The 21,765-nt window shown below is 38.9% G+C and carries 16 protein-coding genes; 4 read left to right on the top strand and 12 right to left on the bottom strand.

Annotation, left to right across the window (positions count from 1 at the left end; translation table 11 throughout):
• Positions 1 to 24 precede the first annotated feature (24 nt).
• Complete coding sequence (gene purB, locus F931_RS05110) at positions 25 to 1,413, top strand: adenylosuccinate lyase (RefSeq protein ID WP_016140361.1); 1,389 nt, start codon at positions 25 to 27, stop codon at positions 1,411 to 1,413.
• 79 nt (positions 1,414 to 1,492) lie between these two features.
• A complete protein-coding gene (gene yjdF / locus F931_RS05105) occupies positions 1,493 to 2,131 on the top strand; it encodes a DUF2238 domain-containing protein (RefSeq protein WP_016140360.1) in 639 nt (212 codons plus the stop codon).
• Positions 2,132 to 2,170: 39 nt separating this feature from the next.
• On the opposite strand, the gene blp2 is transcribed toward yjdF, so the two are convergent.
• The 8 genes from blp2 to F931_RS05065 form a co-directional block, all read right to left on the bottom strand.
• A complete protein-coding gene (gene blp2, locus F931_RS05100) occupies positions 2,171 to 4,372 on the bottom strand; it encodes an Ig-like repeat protein Blp2 (protein WP_016140359.1) in 2,202 nt (733 codons plus the stop codon).
• A gap of 253 nt (positions 4,373 to 4,625) precedes the next feature.
• Positions 4,626 to 5,588, bottom strand: coding sequence for a protease SohB (gene sohB / locus F931_RS05095; protein WP_016140358.1), 963 nt, complete (start codon positions 5,586 to 5,588; stop codon positions 4,626 to 4,628).
• A 146-nt stretch (positions 5,589 to 5,734) separates the two neighbouring features.
• Positions 5,735 to 6,637: a phosphate ABC transporter ATP-binding protein PstB gene (gene pstB / locus F931_RS05090; RefSeq protein ID WP_016140357.1), complete on the bottom strand. Its 903-nt coding sequence runs from the start codon at positions 6,635 to 6,637 to the stop codon at positions 5,735 to 5,737.
• 13 nt (positions 6,638 to 6,650) lie between these two features.
• Entirely contained in the window at positions 6,651 to 8,048 is a 1,398-nt protein-coding gene (gene pstA / locus F931_RS05085; protein WP_016140356.1) for a phosphate ABC transporter permease PstA, read from the bottom strand.
• Entirely contained in the window at positions 8,045 to 9,424 is a 1,380-nt protein-coding gene (gene pstC, locus F931_RS05080) for a phosphate ABC transporter permease subunit PstC (RefSeq protein ID WP_016140355.1), read from the bottom strand. Before pstC ends, pstA begins: the two co-directional genes overlap by 4 nt.
• A 99-nt stretch (positions 9,425 to 9,523) precedes the next feature.
• The gene (gene sphX / locus F931_RS05075) at positions 9,524 to 10,555 is read right to left on the bottom strand and encodes a substrate-binding domain-containing protein (RefSeq protein ID WP_016140354.1); all 1,032 of its coding nucleotides are present in this window, start codon (positions 10,553 to 10,555) and stop codon (positions 9,524 to 9,526) included.
• Between the two features lie 475 nt (positions 10,556 to 11,030).
• Entirely contained in the window at positions 11,031 to 12,410 is a 1,380-nt protein-coding gene (locus F931_RS05070; RefSeq protein ID WP_016140353.1) for an amino acid permease, read from the bottom strand.
• Positions 12,411 to 12,550: 140 nt separating this feature from the next.
• Complete coding sequence (locus tag F931_RS05065) at positions 12,551 to 14,272, bottom strand: alpha-keto acid decarboxylase family protein (protein ID WP_016140352.1); 1,722 nt, start codon at positions 14,270 to 14,272, stop codon at positions 12,551 to 12,553.
• Between the two features lie 134 nt (positions 14,273 to 14,406).
• On the opposite strand from F931_RS05065, the gene F931_RS05060 reads away from it, so the two are divergent.
• A complete protein-coding gene (locus tag F931_RS05060) occupies positions 14,407 to 14,892 on the top strand; it encodes an Lrp/AsnC family transcriptional regulator (RefSeq protein WP_016140351.1) in 486 nt (161 codons plus the stop codon).
• A gap of 70 nt (positions 14,893 to 14,962) precedes the next feature.
• On the opposite strand, the gene F931_RS05055 is transcribed toward F931_RS05060, so the two are convergent.
• The 3 genes from F931_RS05055 to dat form a co-directional block, all read right to left on the bottom strand.
• A complete protein-coding gene (locus tag F931_RS05055; RefSeq protein WP_016140350.1) occupies positions 14,963 to 16,393 on the bottom strand; it encodes an aldehyde dehydrogenase family protein in 1,431 nt (476 codons plus the stop codon).
• A gap of 286 nt (positions 16,394 to 16,679) precedes the next feature.
• Positions 16,680 to 18,212 (bottom strand): pyridoxal phosphate-dependent decarboxylase family protein, encoded by a 1,533-nt coding sequence (gene ddc / locus F931_RS05050; protein ID WP_002118849.1) that lies wholly within the window; start codon positions 18,210 to 18,212, stop codon positions 16,680 to 16,682.
• 2 nt (positions 18,213 to 18,214) lie between these two features.
• Complete coding sequence (gene dat / locus F931_RS05045; protein WP_016140349.1) at positions 18,215 to 19,588, bottom strand: diaminobutyrate--2-oxoglutarate transaminase; 1,374 nt, start codon at positions 19,586 to 19,588, stop codon at positions 18,215 to 18,217.
• A gap of 467 nt (positions 19,589 to 20,055) precedes the next feature.
• Between dat and F931_RS05040 the strand changes: the two genes are divergently transcribed.
• Positions 20,056 to 20,757, top strand: a complete 702-nt coding sequence (locus tag F931_RS05040; protein ID WP_016140348.1) for an SIMPL domain-containing protein — start codon at positions 20,056 to 20,058, stop codon at positions 20,755 to 20,757.
• Positions 20,758 to 20,804: 47 nt separating this feature from the next.
• On the opposite strand, the gene F931_RS05035 is transcribed toward F931_RS05040, so the two are convergent.
• Positions 20,805 to 21,701, bottom strand: coding sequence for a LysR family transcriptional regulator (locus tag F931_RS05035; RefSeq protein ID WP_016140347.1), 897 nt, complete (start codon positions 21,699 to 21,701; stop codon positions 20,805 to 20,807).
• Between the last annotated feature and the right edge of the window lie 64 nt (positions 21,702 to 21,765).

Genomic DNA, 21,765 nt, shown 5'->3' with positions numbered 1-21,765 from the left:
TTATTCCAACATTAAGGAATCGTTATGAACGCTTTAACCGCTCTATCACCATTAGATGGACGTTATGCCAGCAAATGTGATGCGCTACGCCCTTTTCTTTCTGAGTTTGGTTTAATCCATGCTCGTGTCACTGTAGAAGTGCGTTGGTTACAAGCACTTTCTAACCGTCCAGAAATTGTTGAAGTTGCTCCTTTCTCAAACGAAACAAACGCAGCTTTAGATGCAATTGTTAGCAACTTCTCTGAAGAAGATGCAAACCGCATTAAAGAAATTGAACGTACAACTAACCATGATGTAAAAGCAGTTGAGTATTTCTTAAAAGAGAAGATTGCGGGTATTGCTGAATTACAAAATGCGGGCGAGTTCATTCACTTTGCATGTACATCAGAAGACATCAATAACTTGTCTCATGCGCTTATGCTTAAAAACGGTCGTGAAGTTTTAGTATCAAGCATGAAGCAAATCCTAAATGCGATCTCTGCTTTGGCAACAACTCATGCAGAACAACCAATGTTGTCTCGTACACATGGTCAAACTGCTAGCCCAACAACTTTGGGTAAAGAGATGGCAAACGTGGCATACCGTTTAGCTCGTCAAATCAAACAATTTAAAAATGTTGAGTTACTTGGCAAAATCAATGGTGCTGTAGGTAACTACAACGCGCACTTATCTGCTTATCCAGATGTTGACTGGGCTGCACATGCTCAAGCTTTTGTTGAATCTTTAGGTTTAACATTCAACCCTTACACGACACAAATCGAACCACATGACTACATGGCAGAATTGTTTGATGCGTTACGTCGTTTCAATACGATTTTGATCGACTTTAACCGTGACGTATGGGGCTACATCTCTCTAGGTTACTTCAAACAAAAATTGAAAGAAGGCGAAGTTGGTTCATCAACAATGCCACACAAAGTTAACCCAATTGACTTTGAAAACTCTGAAGGTAACTTAGGTATTGCAAATGCAGTATTGGCTCACTTAGGCGAAAAATTACCAATTTCTCGCTGGCAGCGTGACTTAACTGACTCAACTGTATTACGTAATATGGGTGTCGGTTTTGCGCAAAGCTTAATTGCTTTCGATGCGTGTTTAAAAGGTGTTGGTAAACTTGAGTTAAATGCAAACCGTTTAAATGAAGATTTAGACCAAGCTCAAGAAGTTTTAGCTGAACCAATTCAAACTGTAATGCGTCGCTACAACATTGAAAAACCATATGAGAAGTTAAAAGCATTAACTCGTGGTCAAGCAATGACCCGTGACATGATGGTTAATTTCGTAAATGGTGACGAACTTTCTCAAGTACCAAGCGAAGAACGCGCACGTTTAGCTGAGCTTACGCCTGCAACTTACACAGGTAATGCAGCTGAACAAGCGAAACAAATTAACGATTTAATTAGCAAAATCTAATTAAAAAGTTTACAAAAAGCGGAGCTTAGGCTTCGCTTTTTTATTACACTGATACAAATCACAATAAAGCCTTCATAAAATGATCGAAAAACAATTCAAACTAAAACACTATATTGCTCTTGGCCTGCTTTTGATTGCAATTGTCATCTCAGGTATTCAGCCTCTTGAATTCGAAGCTTATTTACTTCATCAAGCTGGCACTGTTTTCATGTTAATTTTGCTCTTTGTTATCTTTAAAAAGATTGGGCTCGACTTTTTAAGTTTTACTTTTTATTTGCTGTTTTTGCTCATCCATATTATCGGTGCGCACTATTTGTATTCATACGTTCCGTACAATGATTGGATACAGCAGGTATTCCATTTCAACTTAGATCAATATATGGGTTGGTCCCGTAATATGTATGATCGTTTAGTTCACCTCGTTTATGGCGTTTTGCTCTACCCTCTTATTTATCGTGTTTTTCAAGTATGGTTACCCTCAGCAAAACCATTTAGTCTATTTTTACTAGTGGTTCAATTCGTAATGGCATCAAGCGTTTTATATGAACTTATTGAATGGGCAATTGCAATTGGATTATCACCTGAAGAAGCCGAAAATTATAATGGGCAACAAGGTGACATGTGGGATGCACATAAAGATATGCTATTAGCAACGATTGGGGCAATTATCTATGGACTTCCAGCACTAGTGCTTCCCTCTAAAACAAATAACTCATAAATAAAAAAGCGCTCAATGAGCGCTTTTCTTAAGACCAATTTAAACGACAGGATTCGTCTGTTCTATGAGGTTTTGTAAAACGGAAGAAGTTGTATCAGGTAAAACATGCTCAAGATGAGCTGTCGTATTGTTAGCGTTGGTAGTTATATCACTTTGATCATTTACTTGTGTAGGCTTTAGTGCTGTTGATGATAAAAGAGTTTCAATTGGGTCTGGTTCACTAGAGGCAGAACTTTTTAACAAATCATCTATTGGTACAGATTTATGCTGCTGACTGTCCGCTTCATTCGTTGTGTTTTGGACTAACTTTAATGTATTTAGGCCAACGCTATCAGCAACAGATACAGTTTCTGCATGAGCAGTATCAACTGCTGCATCACTTAAGCTCGCAGTCTTTGGAGCAACCACATAAAACGTAAATGGCGAACTCACTTCACTTGTAAGCCCTGCAGCATCTGTTTGCATTAAAGTAATGGTATGTTTCCCTAAGGCTAAATCTTTATCTAGTGTGAATGACCAAGTCTTACTAGTACCTAAATCACCTACTTTAATAATTGAGATGGCTACCCCATTATCGTAAATAGTCAAAGTCGCATTGGATTCAACTTGAACAGTAAATTTTGGTTTGGCATCATCAGTTTCAGAACCAGCTAGGATTGCCCCCTTTAAAGCCCCCACATCATCATCTAAACTTTTTAAAACAGGCTTAGCTGGTGGAATCGTATCTTTATCACTGCCAACAATTTCCAGCGCAGTAGACTTATTCCCTGAACTGTCGATTGCTATTACAGAACCTTTCGAGCTATCGGTTAAAGCAGGTGAAATCGTAATTGTAAATTTACCATTTGCATCTGCTGTACCAGTACCGATAACCTTATCAGCTGAGTTTTTGATCTCGATTTTTGCATTGGGTTCAGCTGTACCAGTAACAGAGGTGCCATCCGCATTCACTTGAGCGGTAGGCTTATCTGGCGCTATAGTGTCATAGCCAGAGGAAATTTCTAAAGGTTTAGATGTATTACCCGCTGTATCTTCAACAATAACCGTTACCTTTTGTGATTCTTTTAAAGCAGAAGAAAGCGTAATTTGAAACTCGCCTTGAGCGTTTGCCGTACCGGTTCCAATCACTTTACCATCAGCATCTTTTATTTGAACTTTTGCATTAGGCTCAGTTTGTCCTTCAACCTTGGTGCCTTCTTTATTTACTTCAACTAAAGGAGCATCTGGAGCAAAAGTATCTTTTCCTGCAATGATTTTAGTTGGCTCAGATTTATTGCCGGCTGCGTCTTCTGCAATAACTTTTCCACCTGCTTCACTCGTCAATGGAGAAGTAAGTTTTAAAGAAAAAATACCCTCTTTATTCGCAGTTACAGTACCCAATATCTTACCGCTAGCGTCATAAACAGTAATTTTTGCATTTGCTTCAGCTTTACCAGTTAACAATGAACCATCTTCACTTAACTGGGCTTGTGGGGCATCGGGAGCAATTGTGTCTTTACTACCAGTCACAGTACCTGCTTTAGACATATTACCAGCAGCATCCTCAGCAAAAACATTTAATTTATTTCCATTTGCTAAAGGTTTATCGAGTTTAATTGTAAAATTACCACTTGCATCTGCGACACCTGTTGCGACTGTATTTCCAGCAGCATCTTTAAGATAAATTTTTGCATTAGCTTCTGCTTTACCATTAACCGTAACAGTATCATCGGCAACGGTAGCCGTCGGTGCAGCAGGCGGTAGGATATCTACAGGTCCTGAAGAGTCGTCTTTGTCATCTTTATCAAAGGCCCAAAGGTATAAACCTTCAGCGGCTAAAACTGCTAAGCCTGCTTTTAGGACATTACCCATCGAAAAAGTTGGGGACTCATCGACTGCCATTGATGCAGCTGGTTGGCTCGTGCTGGTATAGGCTAAATCTGTGACATGGTTTAGACCTGTATAGTCAATCACCTTACCCTTAGCATCAAATTGTGCTTCGACAAATTTTCCATGTTCAGTCGGAAAAACAAGTGAATGATCTGTCGTATTATTTGCTTCATTAAAGAAGTTTTCTAAAACAAGCGTTTCACCATTTTTCAAATGGATCACTAAGTTTCCACCTTGTTTAACCATTGATGCAATATCTTGTTGGCTCACACCAATCTGGATAATCGCAGGTTGGTTTAGAACCACTTTACTGAGCTGACCATCTTGCAGAACGTCCAAACCCTCTTTGGATGCTACAATTATTCTTGTCATTATTTCCTGTCCTAAATTTCAGTTATATTTTTAAATGTCTAACTTTTTAAATGTTTCATCTAAAAGCTATTTTATTGCTGCTTAAAATATCAAAACCATGTGTTTATCACAATTCAAAAAGTATATTTATCAATATTTATTTTTTACTTTCTAGTAAAAATCTAAATATATTTAACCAGACAACTTTGAATATTAACTTTATAAAAAAACCAGCATTTAAGCTGGCCTTTTATAAAATTAGAACTAGATAAACTTATAGTTTTGGATCACGTACTTGCACAAGCGTCGTGTTCGCTTTTGCAAGGCTCTCCATTACTTTACTCATTACAGCAGGAATCAAACCATCTGCCATTTGTGCCGCTTGCAAACCTAACTTCTCACCTAAGGTCGCTTTCTTACGTGTATTAATGACGTATACATCATGTTGAGGCAATAGACCCAGTAGATATTCATCAGATGTTTGTAATTTATCAACAAGGTTTAGATCTAGCGCATCTTCACCATACCAATGTTCACCTGTAGCCACCTTATCGACATTCAGCTGTGGGCGATACTTTTCTACAAAGTGTTTAAATAAAACGTGTGTTTGTTGGAGTTCTTCTTCGAACTTCGCTTTACCTTCTGGGGTATTTTCGCCAAACATGGTGACTGTGCGCTTATACTGCCCTGCTGTGTAAAGCTCAAAATCCACATTATGCTCTTTCAAAAGACGATTAAAGTTTGGAACTTGAGCTACCACTCCAATCGAACCCACAATTGCAAATGGTGCAGTAATAATTTCATTTGCAATACATGCCATCATATAGCCGCCACTTGCTGCTACTTTGTCTACGCAAATCGTTAAATGAAAACCTGCATCGCGTAAGCGTACCAATTGAGCTGCTGCCAGACCATAACCATGGACCATACCACCTGGACTTTCGAGACGAACGACAACACGGTCACGCCCTGCTTTAGCAGTTGCTAAAATAAGAGTTATTTCTTCACGTAAGTTCTCAACTGCCGAAGCTTGAATATCGCCTTTGAAATCTAAAACAAAAATCTTCTGATTATTTTTACGGCGAATTTTAGCTTCTTTAGCAAGTTGTTGAGCTAATTGTAAAAGTTCTAAACGGCTTGCCGTAGTTTGTGCAATTTTTTTTCTCTGTTCATTTACACGCGCATTTAAATGACTAACACGTATTTCCGCAGGGAGTTTAGGCAAATGGAATAACATAAAATTCTAAGCTCATAAGTTTATCTTTATAGCCTTAAGATGTGGTCCTTTTGATTAAAATTCAATAGCGATTTTGCAAAATAGAGTCATTTTCATTTATAAAATAAAAAAGAGCACTTGGCTCTTTTTCTTTTATTGATGATTAATCAACCGAAGCGTCCAGTAATATATGCTTCCGTTAACTGATGATCGGGTTGAGTAAAGACTTTTTCAGTTGAGTTGACTTCAATCAAATCACCTAAATGGAAATAAGCAGTACGATCAGAAACACGTGCAGCTTGCTGCATTGAGTGAGTCACAATTACGATCGTATATTGATTCGACAATTCAGAAATCAATTCTTCTACTTTTGCTGTCGCAATTGGATCGAGTGCAGAACACGGTTCATCCATTAAAATCACTTCAGGACTAACAGCAATGGTACGTGCAATACATAAACGCTGTTGCTGACCACCTGATAAACCTGTGCCTGGTTGATTCAAACGGTCTTTAACCTCATCCCACAAACCAGCTTTACGTAAGCTATTTTCAACGATTTCTTCTAGGTCGTACTTATCACGTGCTAAACCATGAAGTTTTGGGCCATAAGCCACGTTGTCAAAAATCGATTTAGGGAATGGATTTGGCTTTTGGAACACCATACCCACCTGAGCACGCAATAGCACTACGTCTAGATTTGGGTCATAAATATTGTGATTATCGAGGGTAATTTTACCTGTTACACGGCAACCATCAATGGTGTCATTCATACGGTTTAAAGTACGAAGAAACGTTGATTTACCACAACCTGACGGACCAATAAACGCAATTACTTCGTTTTGGTAAATGTCTAGATCAATACCTTTAATGGCTTCAAAATCACCATAGTAAACATGGGCATCTTGTGCACTAATCTTGATTTCGGTTGAGTTCTGCTTTTTTGAAGTTTGTGGTTCAAAATGCGAAACATACGAAGTGCCATGATTCAGCGGTTTGTCTGTAAATTGCGATTGTTCAGTATTCACTAACTTATCCTTTTCTAAGGAATTCGTAATATCAATAGTATTCATGATTTATCCTCTATTACCAACGCACTTCGAACTTTTTACGTAACCAAATTGCAAGACTGTTTAAACCAATCATTAATGCAAGTAGTACGATAATCGCAGCGGCAGTACGGCCTTCGAAGAAGTTACGCAACTCATTACCTTGCCATAAGTAAACTTGAACAGGTAAAGCAGTTGCTTGATCAAATGGTGTTGTTGGAATACTTGCAACGAATGCACTCATCCCGATTAAAAGTAAAGGTGCGGTTTCACCAAGTGCATGGGCAACCCCAATAATTGCCCCTGTCATAATGCCTGGTAATGCCAACGGTAAAACATGATGGAAAATAGTTTGGAACTTAGAAGCTCCTAAACCAAGTGCAGCTTGTCGAATAGAAGGTGGCACTGCTTTTAATGAGGCACGGGTTGTAATAATGACTGTCGGTAATGTCATTAAGCTTAAAACCAATCCACCTACCAGCGGAGCTGATAGAGGTAAGTGCATCCAGCCAATGAAGATTGCAGCACCAAGTAAACCAAATACGATAGAAGGAACAGCAGCAAGGTTATTAATGTTGACTTCAATAATGTCGGTAAGAACATTTTTTGGAGCAAACTCTTCAAGATAGATTGCGCTAGCAACACCGATTGGAATCGCAATGATGATTACAATCAGCATCATGAATAATGAACCCATGAATGCACCTGCAAGACCACTGATTGCTGGTGAACTACGTGAGTCAGGGTTCTTAAATAAGTTCAAGTTAAATGTACTTTCAAGAACGCCTTTTGCTTTTAGATCATCTGCAAGCTTACGCACTTCTGGATCAAGTTGTTGCTGATCATCTGGCAATGAACGATCAATATTACCTTTTAACCAAACATCGACATTCGCATCGCCCAAGAAAGTAATATTTTCTTTTTTACCAATGAGTGATGGATCTGCAAAAACCATATCACGTAAGCGATAAGCTTCTGAGCTTGCATATAAGCTACTTAAATAATCGCGTTGTGATGCAAGTGCAGGATCTTTAGCAATCATTCCATTTACAATGATGCCATCCCAATCCACCATACCCATTTTAGTTTGCCAATCAACATAACGTTCTTGGTAATGAGCCGGTGTTTCACCTTGAGTACGTACAGGTACTGGCCCTGCATCAATGACTTTAGGGTCAAAGTAAATTGGAACATTCATACTGGTTTGCCAAAAAGCTGGTAAACCTTTTGCCAAAATGCTACCGAACAAGAGAGCAACGAATGCAAGACCAATAATAACTGCCGAGAAACCCGCAAAACGGAAAGCTTTTTCTTTGCGATGGCGTTTAGCCAAAGATTTTTCAATCACCTGTTTACGTCGTTCACGCGTTTCAGCAGCAGCTTTCGGATCAAATACGTTCTGATCCATAGGAGACGATGTATTTGATGTACTCATTCGTATTGCTCACGGTATTTACGCACAATGTACAGTGCTACAATGTTTAATCCCAAGGTAATCACAAATAGTGTTAGACCTAGCGCAAATGCAACCAATGCTTGTGGACTTGAGAAGTCTGTATCTCCGGTCAACTGCTTTACAATAGTTACGGTCACAGTAGAAACAGCTTCAAATGGATTTGCGTGTAAAAGTGGACTGTTCCCTGCTGCTAAAACCACAATCATAGTTTCCCCAACAGCACGAGAGACTGCCAATAAGAAAGCACCTGTAATACCCGGCAAAGCTGCTGGTAATACGACTTGGCGAATTGTTTCAGACTTAGTTGCACCAAGTCCTAAAGAACCATCACGCAGTGCACGCGGGACTTGAGTAATAATGTCATCAGACAAAGATGAAACAAACGGGATAATCATAATCCCCATCACAAAACCAGCAGTTAAAGCACTCGTCGCATTAATCTCTAAACCAATAGAAGCGCCTGCTGCTTTAAAGAATGGTCCAATAATCATCATGGCAAATACACCATAAACAATTGTTGGAATACCAGCTAATACTTCAATTGCTGGTTTCGCCCATGAACGGAACCATGGTGAAGCATATTCAGCTAAATAAATTGCAATCATTAATCCAACTGGTACAGCAACGAGTAGCGCTATACCACTGACCATGAGCGTACCCCATAGCAATGGTAATAAACCATAACTGCCTTCAGCATTACCGGAAGTACTAAAGCCCGGATTCCACTCTGTACCAAAGAAAAAGTCTACTGGGCTAACAAAACGGAAGAAGTGCATTGCTTCGCCAAACATCGACATTACGATACCGATGGTGGTTAAAATCGCTACACCCGAACATAAAATCAAAGCAACGTTAATGGCACGTTCAACTTGGTTACGAGCACGGTATTGTTGATTGATTTTTTTCTTTGCCCACACTAAACCGAGTAAAGCTGCACAAACGACAACAGCAAATTTGGCAAAAGAGCCAATGGTTTGAAATTTTGCAAACTGTTGAGCAGCAGCTAATTCATAAGCAGCTGGTTTATCACTTACACCAAAACCTGAAGCGATTGATTGAACACGATCAATCAGTACACTTCTGCCTGCTTCATCAAGCGAAGCACTTACAGACGCCGGAATATTATTAAAAATAATATGATTTAAAATACTTGGTTCAACCAAGTTCCAAATGATCAAAATTAAAAAAGCAGGGATACCGCACCAAAGACCAACCAGTGCGCCATAATAACCAGGACGAGAATGTAATGTCGCCGAGTTGCTTCCCTTACCTGCTATGTTACGGCTCTTTCTCAGCCCAAGTTGATATGCGATGGCCACAAGGGCTAACAACACACCGATAAGTAGCAGATTCATGTACTCTCCACTGTTTTCTCAATTGTCATAATTTGGAAAAACAAGTTAGACAAAAAGGCTGATGAACCCTTAAGATCACCAGCCTTCATTCAAACTAACTTATTTAACAGTTTTACCTGCTTTAAAGTCAGCCAAAACTTTTGCACGTTCAGCATCAGACATCGCGATTAAACCATCACGCTCAGCTTTAGAACCTTTACCAGTCGCTTTTTTGCTTACGAAATATTCTACATATTTCGGTAAGCCTTTAACTGATTTTAAGTGTTCACCTTTCACGTAGAAGTACAATGGACGAGATACAGGGTATGTACCATTTAATACTGTCTTCTCAGATGGAACAACGTTGTTTACTGTTGCCACACGTAACTTGTCACGGTTCATGTCATAGAAACTTAAACCAAACACACCTACTGCACTTGGAGAAGTTTTTAAGCGAGCCAATGTTTCTGTATAGTCGCCAGCGATTTCAATTACACGGCCATCTTTACGGAAAGTAGAACATGCTTTCTTCTGAGCATCTTTGTCTAAGCTCTTGAAGTATTCATATGCTTCACAACCAGCTTCAACCATTTTTTCTTGGAAAACTTCACGAGTACCATGGTTAGATGCAGGGATTACAAGAGTAATCGGCTCATTTGGAAGTGTTTTATCAATTTGGTTCCAGTTTGTATATGGGTTTGGAACCAATTTACCTTTTGAAGGTAACTGTGCAGCTAAAGCAGCGAACACATGGTAAGGTTTTAATTTATAAGCTGCTTTGTTTGAGTTAGACGCAAATACGATACCGTCGTAACCAATTTTAATTTCTTGGATTTGTTTTACACCAGCTTTATTACAGGCTTCAATTTCAGTGCTTTTAATTTTACGAGAAGCGTTTGCAACGTCGATTGTATTATCGCCAACACCTTGACAGAATTGTTTCAAACCAGCAGAAGAACCGCCAGAACCCACTACAGGAGTTTTAAATTGAGGGAATGTATTACCAAACTCTTCAGCTACAACGCTGGCAAACGGTAATACAGTTGAAGAACCAGCAATTTGAATCGTATCACGAGCTGCATTTGCAGTCGTTGTTACAGCTGCCCCAGTTACTGCTAACGCAATTGCGATTTGACGTGGATTTAAGCGCATTCTGTTCTCTCTCATTAATGCAATAGGTTGTACGTCACTTTTTGTTGAGTGCTTGTACGCTCTTCGATAGCTGCATTGTGAATAGAAAATATGACAAATAAGTTACAGTATGATGACGCTTTAATGATTTTTATAATGTCGATTGTCATATTATTCTTTTTATTTATTATCAGTTATTTAATTCAAACTTCTCACCTATTTTACAGAAGGTCATCATGTTTATTATGACAATGATTAAAAATCCAAAATATAGTTATTTATAAATTATAAAAATAAAATTTATTATAAATATATTAAAATCCACTAATTTACGATGTTATTAATTTTATGATTTAAATATTTCCTATTTTTAAAAATATGATTAAAAATTTCTAAAAATAATTATTTTCTTTGTAACATTAAAATAATATGACAAAAGATAAAGGGTTACCGACTTTAAATTAGGTAACCGCAATATCATTGTCAATTTAGACGATCAATTCGATTGTACTTCTGGCATCGCTACCATTTTTTTGCGATATTTTAAGAAATACATCACAGCTAAAACAGCAAGCCAGATTGGCCCTAAAATAACAGCCAACCTCATATCTGGTGTAAACGCCATAATAATAAGAATAAAGCATACAAAGCTAATGGTTAAATAGTTACTCCATGGGCTAAGAATACTTTGAAATTTAGTTTGACGTTTTTGCAATTTCATCGCTTTAGTAAATTTCAAATGTGTGACTGAAATCATAAGCCAGTTAATGACAAGTGCTGCGACAACCAACATCATAAAGAGCTGAAAAGCTTGACCAGGAATCAGATAATTCACAACGACACATATTGCTGTAATAGATGCAGAAACAACTGCTGCCGGTACTGGAATACCACGGCTGTTTACTTTTTTCAAAATTGCCGGAGCATTGCCCTGCTCTGCCAAGCCATGCAACATACGACTATTACAATAGATACAACTGTTATAAACCGAAATAGCAGCAATCAAGACCACAAAGTTTAGAACGTTCGCAACACCATTACTATTGAGTGACTGGAAAATCATGACAAATGGACTACCGCCTTCTGCCACCATATTCCATGGATAAAGACATAAAAGAATACCGATCGCACCGATATAAAAAATCAGGATACGGTAAACAATCTGATTTACTGCTTTTGGAATAGTGGTTTCAGGTTTTTTCGTTTCCGCTGCAGCAATACCAATTAATTCCAAACCACCAAATGCAAACATAATGACAGCCAGAGCCATGACAAAACCGTGAATCCCATGCGGGAAGAAACCACCGTGTTGCCATAAATTTGCAATACCTGCTTGCGGACCTGCTGAGCCTGAAAATAACAGATAAGCACCAAAGCCAATCATGCTTAAAATCGCAACAATTTTAATGCAGGAAAATAAGAACTCGGATTCCCCAAAAAAGCGGACATTTACCAAGTTAATGCCGTTAATTAAAATAAAGAAAAATAAAGCAGTCAGCCATGTCGGAATTTCAGGCCACCAAAACTGTATAAAAGTCCCAATTGCGCTCAATTCAGCCATGCTCACCAGCACATACAAAACCCAGTAGTTCCAGCCAGACATAAAGCCAGCCATTTTGCCCCAGTATTTGTTCGCAAAATAGCTAAAAGAGCCGCTTACCGGTTCTTCAACAACCATTTCACCTAAATGACGCATAATCAAAAAGGCAATCACGCCTGCAATTGCATATCCTAATAAGATTGAAGGACCAGCCAGTTTAATTGTTTGAGAAAGACCTAAGAATAAACCTGTTCCAATCGCCCCTCCGAGTGCGATGAGTTGAATATGCCGATTGGATAAGCCTTGTTTTAACTCGTGCTTATTGTTTGCATCCATAACATTATCTCCAATGTTGGTGTCACTTCCTGTACACCTTTATTCAGCACCATATCCGAAGATCAGAAACCGACCTTCGGACATAAATAGCTTTAATATGAGTCCATTTAATTTTTGAGAAGACGTGTCCTGTCCTCTATTTAAAAAGAGATTGCATCCTTACATTTAATCGGTTGGGAACGTTCCTTTAAAATTTCGTAGCCACGATCACCGTAGTCAAAACGCGCAATCACAGAAGCAAATTTTTTCAAACTTACTGGTGCATCCATTGCTGGTAGTTTTAATTCAATAAAAGTTAACTGATCATTTTGCTGAACGTTATCTAAAACACTCTTCAGTTGCCCAGCAGTTTCAACCACATAAGTTGTATGGCCTTTTTTACCGTTAAACACAGCCGGGATTTCAGTGTATTTCCAGTTTTGCACATCGTTATAGGCTGCGTTTTCACCCATAATTAAGCGCTCAATGGTATAACCGCCATTGTTCAGCAAGAAAATGATTGGCTTTAAACCGTGACGGATAATCGTAGAGAGTTCTTGTACCGTAAGTTGGAATGAACCATCACCAATAAATAAAATTTGACGACGTTCAGGCGCGGCCAGCAAACTACCAAGTAAAGCCGGTAAGGTGTAACCAATAGAACCCCAAAGTGGCTGAGCAATATATTTAGCTGTAGCTGGAAGCTTTATTCCTGACAAAGCTGAGTTTGATGTTCCGACTTCACCAATAATTACATCATCTTCTTTTAAGAAACCTGAAATGTAATTCCAAAGCACATCTTGGCTAAGCTTTTGTTGAGCTGGAGCTTCTATTACTTTCGGCGGTTGTTTTTCAAGAAGAGGTGTTGTCGATTTACGTGGTGCAACTTTTTTATTTAGCTCAACGAGTAACTGACCAATCTCAATACCCGGAAAATCCTGACCAAAAATATTCAGGCCATAAGATTTAATTTCGATGTAGTTCTTGGTTTCAATTTGATGAGTAAATACAGCCGAACCAACATCGGTAAAGCGTGCACCAACACCAATTAAGCAGTCAGATTGTTCAATGATATTTTTCACATGTGGTTGGCTTGCACCACCCACATAAGTTCCGATGTAACGAGGTGAGCCTTCATCCATAATATTTTTTGCAGTATTCATACCTGCAAATGGAATTGAGCATTTTTGTGATAAATCGTTTAAAAGCGACGTTACACCAAAAACCGAAGCTTCATTATCAATAAGAAGCGCTGGACTTTGAGCATTCTCAATAATGTTACAGAGTTTGCTTACTACACTTTGCAATAATTCAGGTTCAACAGCTGGATAGCTTAGGTCGAGTGGACGTTCAGATACTTCAATCTTAACGTGAGTAATATCGCCTGGTAGTTGAATGTGTACAGGACGGCGTTCAAGGAAACACTGACGTAATACACGGTCAATTTCAAAAGCTGCATTTGCAGGAGTTAAACGTGTTTGGGCAACTGTGAACTCTTTCATACAGTTCATAATATTGTCATAGTTACCATCGACAAGCGTATGATGTATTAAAGTGCCCTTTTGAACCGCATGTAATGGTGGAATACCAGAAATATGAATAAGAGGTACATTTTCTGCATAGGCACCTGCGATGCCATTAATCGCACTTAAGTCACCTACACCATAAGTGGTTGCCAAGGCAGAAAAACCGTTAATTCGTGCATAGCCGTCTGCTGCATAAGCAGCATTTAATTCATTACAATTTCCAATAAATTCGAGTTGTGGGTCTGCTTCAACTTGTTCTAGATATGAAAGGTTAAAATCACCAGGTACTCCAAAAAGATGTTGGATACCCATTTGTTTTAAACGAAGATTTAAAAATTCACCGATTTCTATGAACATTGCTCTATATCCTTTGAGACCAATTTTTATTCCATAGAAAAATAATATTTCATCTATCTTTTAGATTTCGTGCATAATGAAAACGCATTTTAATAAAAATACATGATTTGTGTATCATAAAAGGATTTTATGCAATGGATAAGTTCGACTGGCAAATCATTCAGGCACTACAAAAGAATGGACGGCTCACCAATCAGGAAATTGGAGATTTAATCGGATTATCAGCTTCCCAATGTTCAAGACGACGACAGTTACTTGAGCAAAAAGGCATAATTTTAGGTTACTCCGCACGTATCCAACAACAGGCGCTAGGGCTGGAAGTTACAGCGATGATTCATATTAATTTAAGGACACACGAAGCAAAATCACAGCAGGCTTTTCAGGAACTGATCGAAGCTGAAGATAACATTCAAGATGCATTTTCAATTAGTGGCGATGCGGATTTTATTTTAAAAGTCGTTGCCGAAAACTTAGAACAGCTCTCTCAATTTGTGACTGAAAGATTACTTTCTTATAATTTTATTGGTCATATAAAGTCTTACATTGTTCTGAAAAAAATTAAAGAACAGAATCATTTTTTAATCAAGCCTAAAAGCATGAGTTATCATCACTCCCAATAAACAGCTCAGCTTTTCACTCATAAAAGTGAAAATAAAAAGGCGGATACTAGATCCGCCTTAAAGTTAATATTTAGACTTTACTAATATGAACTGTTTGCCCGATCGTATTTTCAAGCAAACCTTCTAAACCGAACTCAGCACCTAAGCCTGACATTTTCCAGCCACCAAACGGTGCATGAGGCAGGACTTCTGCATGGGTATTAATCCAAACAGTCCCACATTGAAGCTGACTAGCGTAAATCTGTGCTGCTTTAATATCAGACGACCAGATTGAACCGCCTAAACCAAATTCACTGTCATTAGCGCGGGCAATTGCATCGTTAATATCTGTATATTTTAAAACAGGTAACACAGGACCAAACTGTTCTTCTTGCACCACGCGGCAAGAGTCAGAAACTTCAGTCAAAATAGTAGGAGCAATAAAGTAACCTTGCTCTGGTAATTGCTGTTGACCAGAAAGTGCTTTTGCACCTTGGTCAATGGCTTCAGCAATAAGGGCTTTCACCTTGTTATATTGCATTTGGTTTTGTACTGGGCCAAATGTTGTAGAAGATTCCATTCCGTCACCCACAACTTGAGCGTTGGCAATATCAGCTAACTTTTGAGATAAAGCTTCATATTGGCTTTCATGCACATATAAACGCTTTAATGCTGCGCATGTTTGGCCTGCATTTAAGAACGCCATATTAAAAATCTTAGCTGCAATTTCATCTATATTTGCATCTGGTAATACAATACCAGCATCATTACCACCAAGCTCTAAAGTTAGGTGTTTTAACTGTTGAGCTGCCCCAGCCATAATGTGCTGACCTGTTCGAGTTGACCCTGTAAACACAACTTTCTGCACATCTGGATGAGAAGATAATGCTTCACCAATCTCACCAGCACCGACCACAATTGAGATCACGCCTGGTGGAACTTCTTGCTGAATGATTTCACATAAACGCAAAGTTGAGAGTGGCGTGTATTCAGAAGGTTTGCTAATAACCACATTACCTGCACGCAATGCAGGCATGATATGCCAAACCGCAATCATCAGTGGCCAATTCCAAGGAGTAATTGAAGCTACTACTCCTAATGGTTGGCGATGGCGTTCAATGCGCTTGGTTTCACTGTCTTCGATCACTTCAATAGGTAAATCCATAGCAGCCGCGTAACGCGTCCAGCCAATTGCGCCCTGCACTTCCATTTGTGCAAGTGCGAGTGGCTTACCTTGCTCAAGTACAACTAACTCTGCAAGCATTTCAGCGTGCTTTTCAATACCATCTGCAATTTTGTTTAAGATCGATTTACGTTCATCGTGTGAAACTTGTTGCCAAGCTTTAGAGGCCTGTTTAGCTGCACTTACTGCTTGATTCACCTGCTCAACCGATGCTTTTGCACAGCGTGCGGCAGTTAAGCCTGTAGCTGGGTTAATAATTTCTAGTTCACCCTGTTCACCTGAACAAGATTGACCGTTAATAATTAATTTAAATTCATTAAGCACATTAACTTGTTGCATTTCTTCTTCCTTGTCTTAATTGTAATTACAGCCTCTTACCTTATGACCATTTGAGCAGCGTCTTTTAAAGAGTAAGTACAGTATTGATATATCAATGTGACCAAACATTGGGGACATACCAATACAATAAGAAATTTGCTCCCCATAAATCATGCATAATTATTTTTGTTTTTTGAAAATATGCATGGTTTGTGCATATCAGTCTATTTCGATGCACATTTTAAATAAAAATAATATGTAATAAAAAAGCCCGGCAATAAACCGGGCTTTTTTGGTATCAACTCAATTAGTCGATTGGTGGTACATAATTACCAGAAGCAATCGCATCTTTAATGCGGTCAGCTTCAGCCAATACTTGACCTAAAAGGTTTTTAACATTTTCGAATGTCACAACAGGGCTTAATGTTGTCATTTTCAATGACTGTACATTACCAACTTTTGTTACACCGATATTTGCTTCACCACGTGCAAACAACTCGTCCGCTACGTTTTGGTTCAAGCTATCGATAAACTCAACTGGGTAGCCTTGTGGCACAACACGGAACAATACCGAAGCAAACTGAGGCTCAACTAAAAGCTCTAAACCGTCAGTTGCCTTGATGTAATCTGCAACTTCACGAGTAAGTTTTACACCATGGTCGATCATTGAACCGTAAAGGTCTTCACCAAGTGATTCAATTGTCATCCACAATTTCAATGCATCAAAACGACGAGTCGTTTGTAACGACTTAGAAACAAGGTTTGGTACACCATGCTCTTCATCATAAGCAGAGTTCAAGTATTCAGCTTCGTAGTGCATAAAGCGATAGTTCGCTTCATCTTTCAACAAGAACGCACCACAGCTAATGCTTTGGAAATAATGCTTATGGAAGTCAAGGGTGATCGAGTCAGATAACTCAATACCATCAAGCATTGCACGGTAGTCATTTGAAAGAATTAATGCGCCGCCCCATGCCGCATCGATGTGCATCCATGAACCATATTTATTGGTAATTTCACGGATTTTCTTCAATGGGTCAATTGCACCAGCATCGGTTGTACCCGCTGTCGCAACGACACAAGCAACAACTTTGCCTTCAGACTGAAGATGCGCCATCGTTTTTTCGAGAGCATCTACATCCATCTGTGCATTTTCATTCACAGGAACAGTTACAACTGACTGGAAGCCCATACCCATCATTGCCATGTTCTTTTGCACAGAGAAATGCGCATTTTCAGAACAAATGACTTTGACGTTTTTCATTGCATCGGCAGGAATACCATCACGCTGTACAGACCATGGATTACCATTTTCGTCTTTCCAGTTTTTCGAGATACACCAGTCACGAGCAAGCAACACACCCATCAAGTTAGATTGAGTACCGCCAGAAGTGAAAACACCAGCCTGACCAGAACCATAACCTACTTTTTGACGCAACCAATCAATGAGCTGAACTTCCATTAATGAACCTGCAGGGCTTTGATCCCATGAGTCCATAGACTGGTTAGTTGCATTGATTAACACTTCCGCGATCTGGCTCATCACCATGGTTGGGCAGTGTAAATGTGCTAATGAATGTGGATGATGTACTTTCAAGCTTTTATTCAAGAAAAGCTCAATCATACGTTGAAGAGATTCTTGTACACCCATCCCTTCTTTTGAAGGTTGGAAAGAAATTGCTGAACGCAATTCTTTAATGCTACCGCCAGTGTACATCTTTTCATTTTGCAACCATGCTGAAACGGCTTTTACCGCTTCGCCCATTGCTGACTCATAGTCAGCAATGGATTGTGCATCATTGCAGAGTAACGCTTTACGATGTTCTGCAAAATCCACCATACTTATGCGCCTCGTACTGCAACCAATGCTTCTGCAATTGCTTTCTTAAAGCGAGCAACTACTTCAACACACTCGTCTTGAGTGATGATAAGCGGGCAAAGTAAACGAATTACTGTACCGTTACGACCACCTTTTTCAAGCAATAGTTTATTGTTGAAACAAGCAGTTTGAATTGCAGCAGCTAATTGTGAGTCAGCAGGATGCGAACCAATACGGTCAGCTGGTTTACGCTCGTCAACAATCTCAACACCAATCATTAAACCGCGACCACGTACGTTACCGATACATGGGAATTCTTGCGCTAATTTTTTAAATTCAGCTTGTAAGAAGTCACCACGCTCTTGCGCATTTTGAGCAAGATTTTGTTCATTAATCGTTTTTAATACAACAAGACCAGTACCCATAGCAAGTTGGTTACCACGGAAAGTACCCGTGTGACCAGCAGGTTGCCAAGCATCAAATTTACGTTTAATACCTAATACTGCAAGTGGTAAACCACCGCCTACTGCTTTAGACATTACAACAACATCAGGTTCAATACCTGCATGTTCAAATGCAAACATTTTGCCTGAACGTGCAAAGCCAGCTTGAACTTCGTCTAAAATTAAAACGATGTTGTGCTTTTCAGTCACTTCACGGATTTTTTGCAACCATTTTACTGGAGCTGTAACTACGCCGCCTTCCCCTTGAATCGCTTCAAGAATAACAGCAGCCGGTTTTGTTACACCGCTTTCAACATCTTCAATAAAGTTTTCAAAGTAGTAAGTTAAAGCATCAACACCTGCTTCACCACCTAAACCAAGTGGGCAACGGTATTCATGCGGATATGGCATGAATTGTACGCCTGGCATTAAACCATTAACTGCATTTTTTGCACTTAAGTTACCAGTCATAGCAAGTGCACCATGGGTCATACCATGGTAACCGCCAGAGAAACTGATCACTGAACTACGGCCAGTGTAAGTCTTAGCAAGTTTGATTGCTGCTTCAGTTGCGTCTGCACCAGCAGGACCACAGAACTGCAAGCAATATTCTTCTTTACCACCAGGTAAATATGCTAACAATGCTTCAGTGAATGCATCTTTTAAAGGTGTGGTTAAGTCTAAAGTATGCAATGGCAAACCACTTGCCAATGTATCTTGAATACTTTGAATCACCGCAGGATGATTATGACCTAAAGCCAATGTACCTGCCCCAGCTAAACAATCAAGGTACTGTGTACCTTCAACATCAGTAACCCAGCATCCTTGTGCTTTCGCTATCGCTAACGGTAATTTACGTGGATAGCTACGAACATTTGATTCCATTTGACTTTGGCGAGTCAAATAATATTCGTTAGTAGCATTAGTGGCAGGGTTAACGGAAGTAACGCTCATATCGGATTACCATCTCTGATAGGGGTAGAAAGAAATAAGTCTGGTGACGATTGGTCCTTTGACTCGGTGCTTTATAGAACTAGCAAAGACACTTATTTTATATCTTGTAACTAGGAGCGCGATGATACCTAATTTTGCAAGAAAAAAAACGTCTTTTATGTACTTTACTCATCTAATCTTATTGAAAAAATGTATCATCCCAATAGTTATGATGAATTATCATCATACTATGTGACAACCTAAAGAAAATATTCTTTTTTTATATTAGTTTGATTTTTTAAGTTACATTGAAACACTTTAATTTTAAGTTGTTATTTTTTAAAAACTTTATATTTACCAAAATTTAAAAAAACCTGATTTTAATATTACAAATACGCCACAAAATCTGCAAAAGTTATGCATAAGTTATGTTTAACATTTCTTAATGAAAAAAATTAAATTTATATTAATTTTTAAAGGAAAAATTTATGCGTACTTTAGCCGTCTCTACCCTTCTTTTAGGTTCCCTCCTTAGCCCTTTCGTTTTTGCTCAGGATGATAATGCTTTGAACTACAATATTGTAAATGTACAAGCTGAAGCTTCTCGTCAAGTTTCAAACGATGAAATGCATGCAACTTTATATATTGAAAAAAGTAACAAACAACCAGCCGAACTTTCAAATCAAATTAACCAATTAATGAATCAGGCGCTTACCGTTTCTCGTAAATATCCTCAAGTCAAAGTGGAAACAGGTGCTCAAAGCACTTATCCAATTTACGATAACGATAGCAATAAGTTAAAAGAATGGCGTGGTCGCGCTGAAATCCGTCTAGAAAGTAAAGACTTTAAAGCTGCTAGCCAGCTAGTGAATGAATTACAGCAAAACTTCCAGACTCAATCGATTAATTTTACAGTTTCTGATGAACAACGTAAAAAAGTTGAAAATGAGTTAATGGTAGAAGCATCTAAAAACTTTCAACAACGCGCTCAAATGTTGACTCAAGCATGGAATAAAAACCAATATACATTGGTTAATCTGAACTTGAATACCAACAACTATTTCCCACAACCTGTAATGCGTGCCAGCATGGCTAAGTTCGCTATGGCCGAAGCTGCACCAGCTCAAGACATGGCAGCTGGTGAATCTAAAATTACTGTAAATGCGAACGGTTCAATTCAGTTTAAATAAATTACCTTTTTCAGCCCAAGCACATAACTGCTTGGGCTTTTTATTAACTAACTTTCCCCATCTAAATACTCTGCAAAAGCTTGAGCCAAATAATCAAAAAGCGCTCTGATTTTTGGAATTTGTCTAAAGTCTTCATGAATGACCAGCCATAGATCATAGCGATGAATCTTTAGGTCTGGAAGCAGTTGAACAAGCTCTGGGCATTGATTTGCTATAGGGCACTGAATAAAACCTACTCCTAAAGCAGCTTTAACTGCTGAGAACTGAGCAGGATGACTATCGGTGCGTATTTTGAATTGTTCATTTTTTATTTCAGGTAGAAAAATCCTCATCATTTCTCTTTCAAGAAGATTACGGTCAGGTCCTATCAGATCATGCTGACTTAAATCTGCTAGACAGATAGGGGAACCTTTACGCTGTATATAATCTCGATGTGCATATAGCCCCAATGGCACCTCACCAACCTTTTTGGCTACAAGCGCTTCCTGAACAGGAGGATACATCCTGATTGCCAGATCAACCTCTTGCTCTAGTAAGTTGGCAGAAGCATTGTTTAAAGATATTTCGATATTAACTTCCGGGTAAAGTGAACGGAATTTTGTGAGCATTTGAGGCAGAACAAGCGTGCCCAGGAACTCCGATACACTTACCCGTACACTGCCTGCAATTAGATTTAGAGGGGCACTTGCTGTACGCATAAAATGATCAGAAGCACGTTGCATAGCCCGAACTGGCAGTTCAAGAGCTAGAGCATGTTCTGTCGGTTTCAAGCCATGAACAGAACGACTAAACAAAACAGTTCCCAACTGATTTTCAAGCTGTTCTATACGTGTTCGTACAGTGGGTTGGGTAACTCCTAATTTACGAGCGGCTGCCGAGAAACTCCCCTCTTCTAAAACCACTAAAAAGAATTTCTGATCATCCCAAGAAGTCTGTTTGTTCATCAAAATTCTTTCATCTGCTCAATTAATTTAGTCAATTTTATTATAGGTCTGCTTTTTTTATGAT

This window comes from Acinetobacter pittii ANC 4050, from assembly GCF_000399685.1.
In the GTDB taxonomy this organism is placed as follows: Bacteria; Pseudomonadota; Gammaproteobacteria; order Pseudomonadales; family Moraxellaceae; genus Acinetobacter; species Acinetobacter pittii_E.
This window is presented reverse-complemented; position numbering and strand designations above follow the sequence as displayed.

What these genes read in the sequence shown, in the direction of transcription:
- pstA (WP_016140356.1), bottom strand. Translation starts at nt 8,048, where the DNA reads ATGAGTACATCAAATACATCGTCTCCTATGGATCAGAACGTATTTGAT.
- pstB (WP_016140357.1), bottom strand. Translation starts at nt 6,637, where the DNA reads ATGAATACTATTGATATTACGAATTCCTTAGAAAAGGATAAGTTAGTG.
- F931_RS05060 (WP_016140351.1), top strand. Translation starts at nt 14,407, where the DNA reads ATGGATAAGTTCGACTGGCAAATCATTCAGGCACTACAAAAGAATGGA.
- blp2 (WP_016140359.1), bottom strand. Translation starts at nt 4,372, where the DNA reads ATGACAAGAATAATTGTAGCATCCAAAGAGGGTTTGGACGTTCTGCAA.
- dat (WP_016140349.1), bottom strand. Translation starts at nt 19,588, where the DNA reads ATGAGCGTTACTTCCGTTAACCCTGCCACTAATGCTACTAACGAATAT.
- ddc (WP_002118849.1), bottom strand. Translation starts at nt 18,212, where the DNA reads ATGGTGGATTTTGCAGAACATCGTAAAGCGTTACTCTGCAATGATGCA.
- yjdF (WP_016140360.1), top strand. Translation starts at nt 1,493, where the DNA reads ATGATCGAAAAACAATTCAAACTAAAACACTATATTGCTCTTGGCCTG.
- pstC (WP_016140355.1), bottom strand. Translation starts at nt 9,424, where the DNA reads ATGAATCTGCTACTTATCGGTGTGTTGTTAGCCCTTGTGGCCATCGCA.
- purB (WP_016140361.1), top strand. Translation starts at nt 25, where the DNA reads ATGAACGCTTTAACCGCTCTATCACCATTAGATGGACGTTATGCCAGC.
- F931_RS05035 (WP_016140347.1), bottom strand. Translation starts at nt 21,701, where the DNA reads ATGAACAAACAGACTTCTTGGGATGATCAGAAATTCTTTTTAGTGGTT.
- F931_RS05065 (WP_016140352.1), bottom strand. Translation starts at nt 14,272, where the DNA reads ATGTTCATAGAAATCGGTGAATTTTTAAATCTTCGTTTAAAACAAATG.
- sphX (WP_016140354.1), bottom strand. Translation starts at nt 10,555, where the DNA reads ATGCGCTTAAATCCACGTCAAATCGCAATTGCGTTAGCAGTAACTGGG.
- sohB (WP_016140358.1), bottom strand. Translation starts at nt 5,588, where the DNA reads ATGTTATTCCATTTGCCTAAACTCCCTGCGGAAATACGTGTTAGTCAT.
- F931_RS05070 (WP_016140353.1), bottom strand. Translation starts at nt 12,410, where the DNA reads ATGGATGCAAACAATAAGCACGAGTTAAAACAAGGCTTATCCAATCGG.
- F931_RS05040 (WP_016140348.1), top strand. Translation starts at nt 20,056, where the DNA reads ATGCGTACTTTAGCCGTCTCTACCCTTCTTTTAGGTTCCCTCCTTAGC.
- F931_RS05055 (WP_016140350.1), bottom strand. Translation starts at nt 16,393, where the DNA reads ATGCAACAAGTTAATGTGCTTAATGAATTTAAATTAATTATTAACGGT.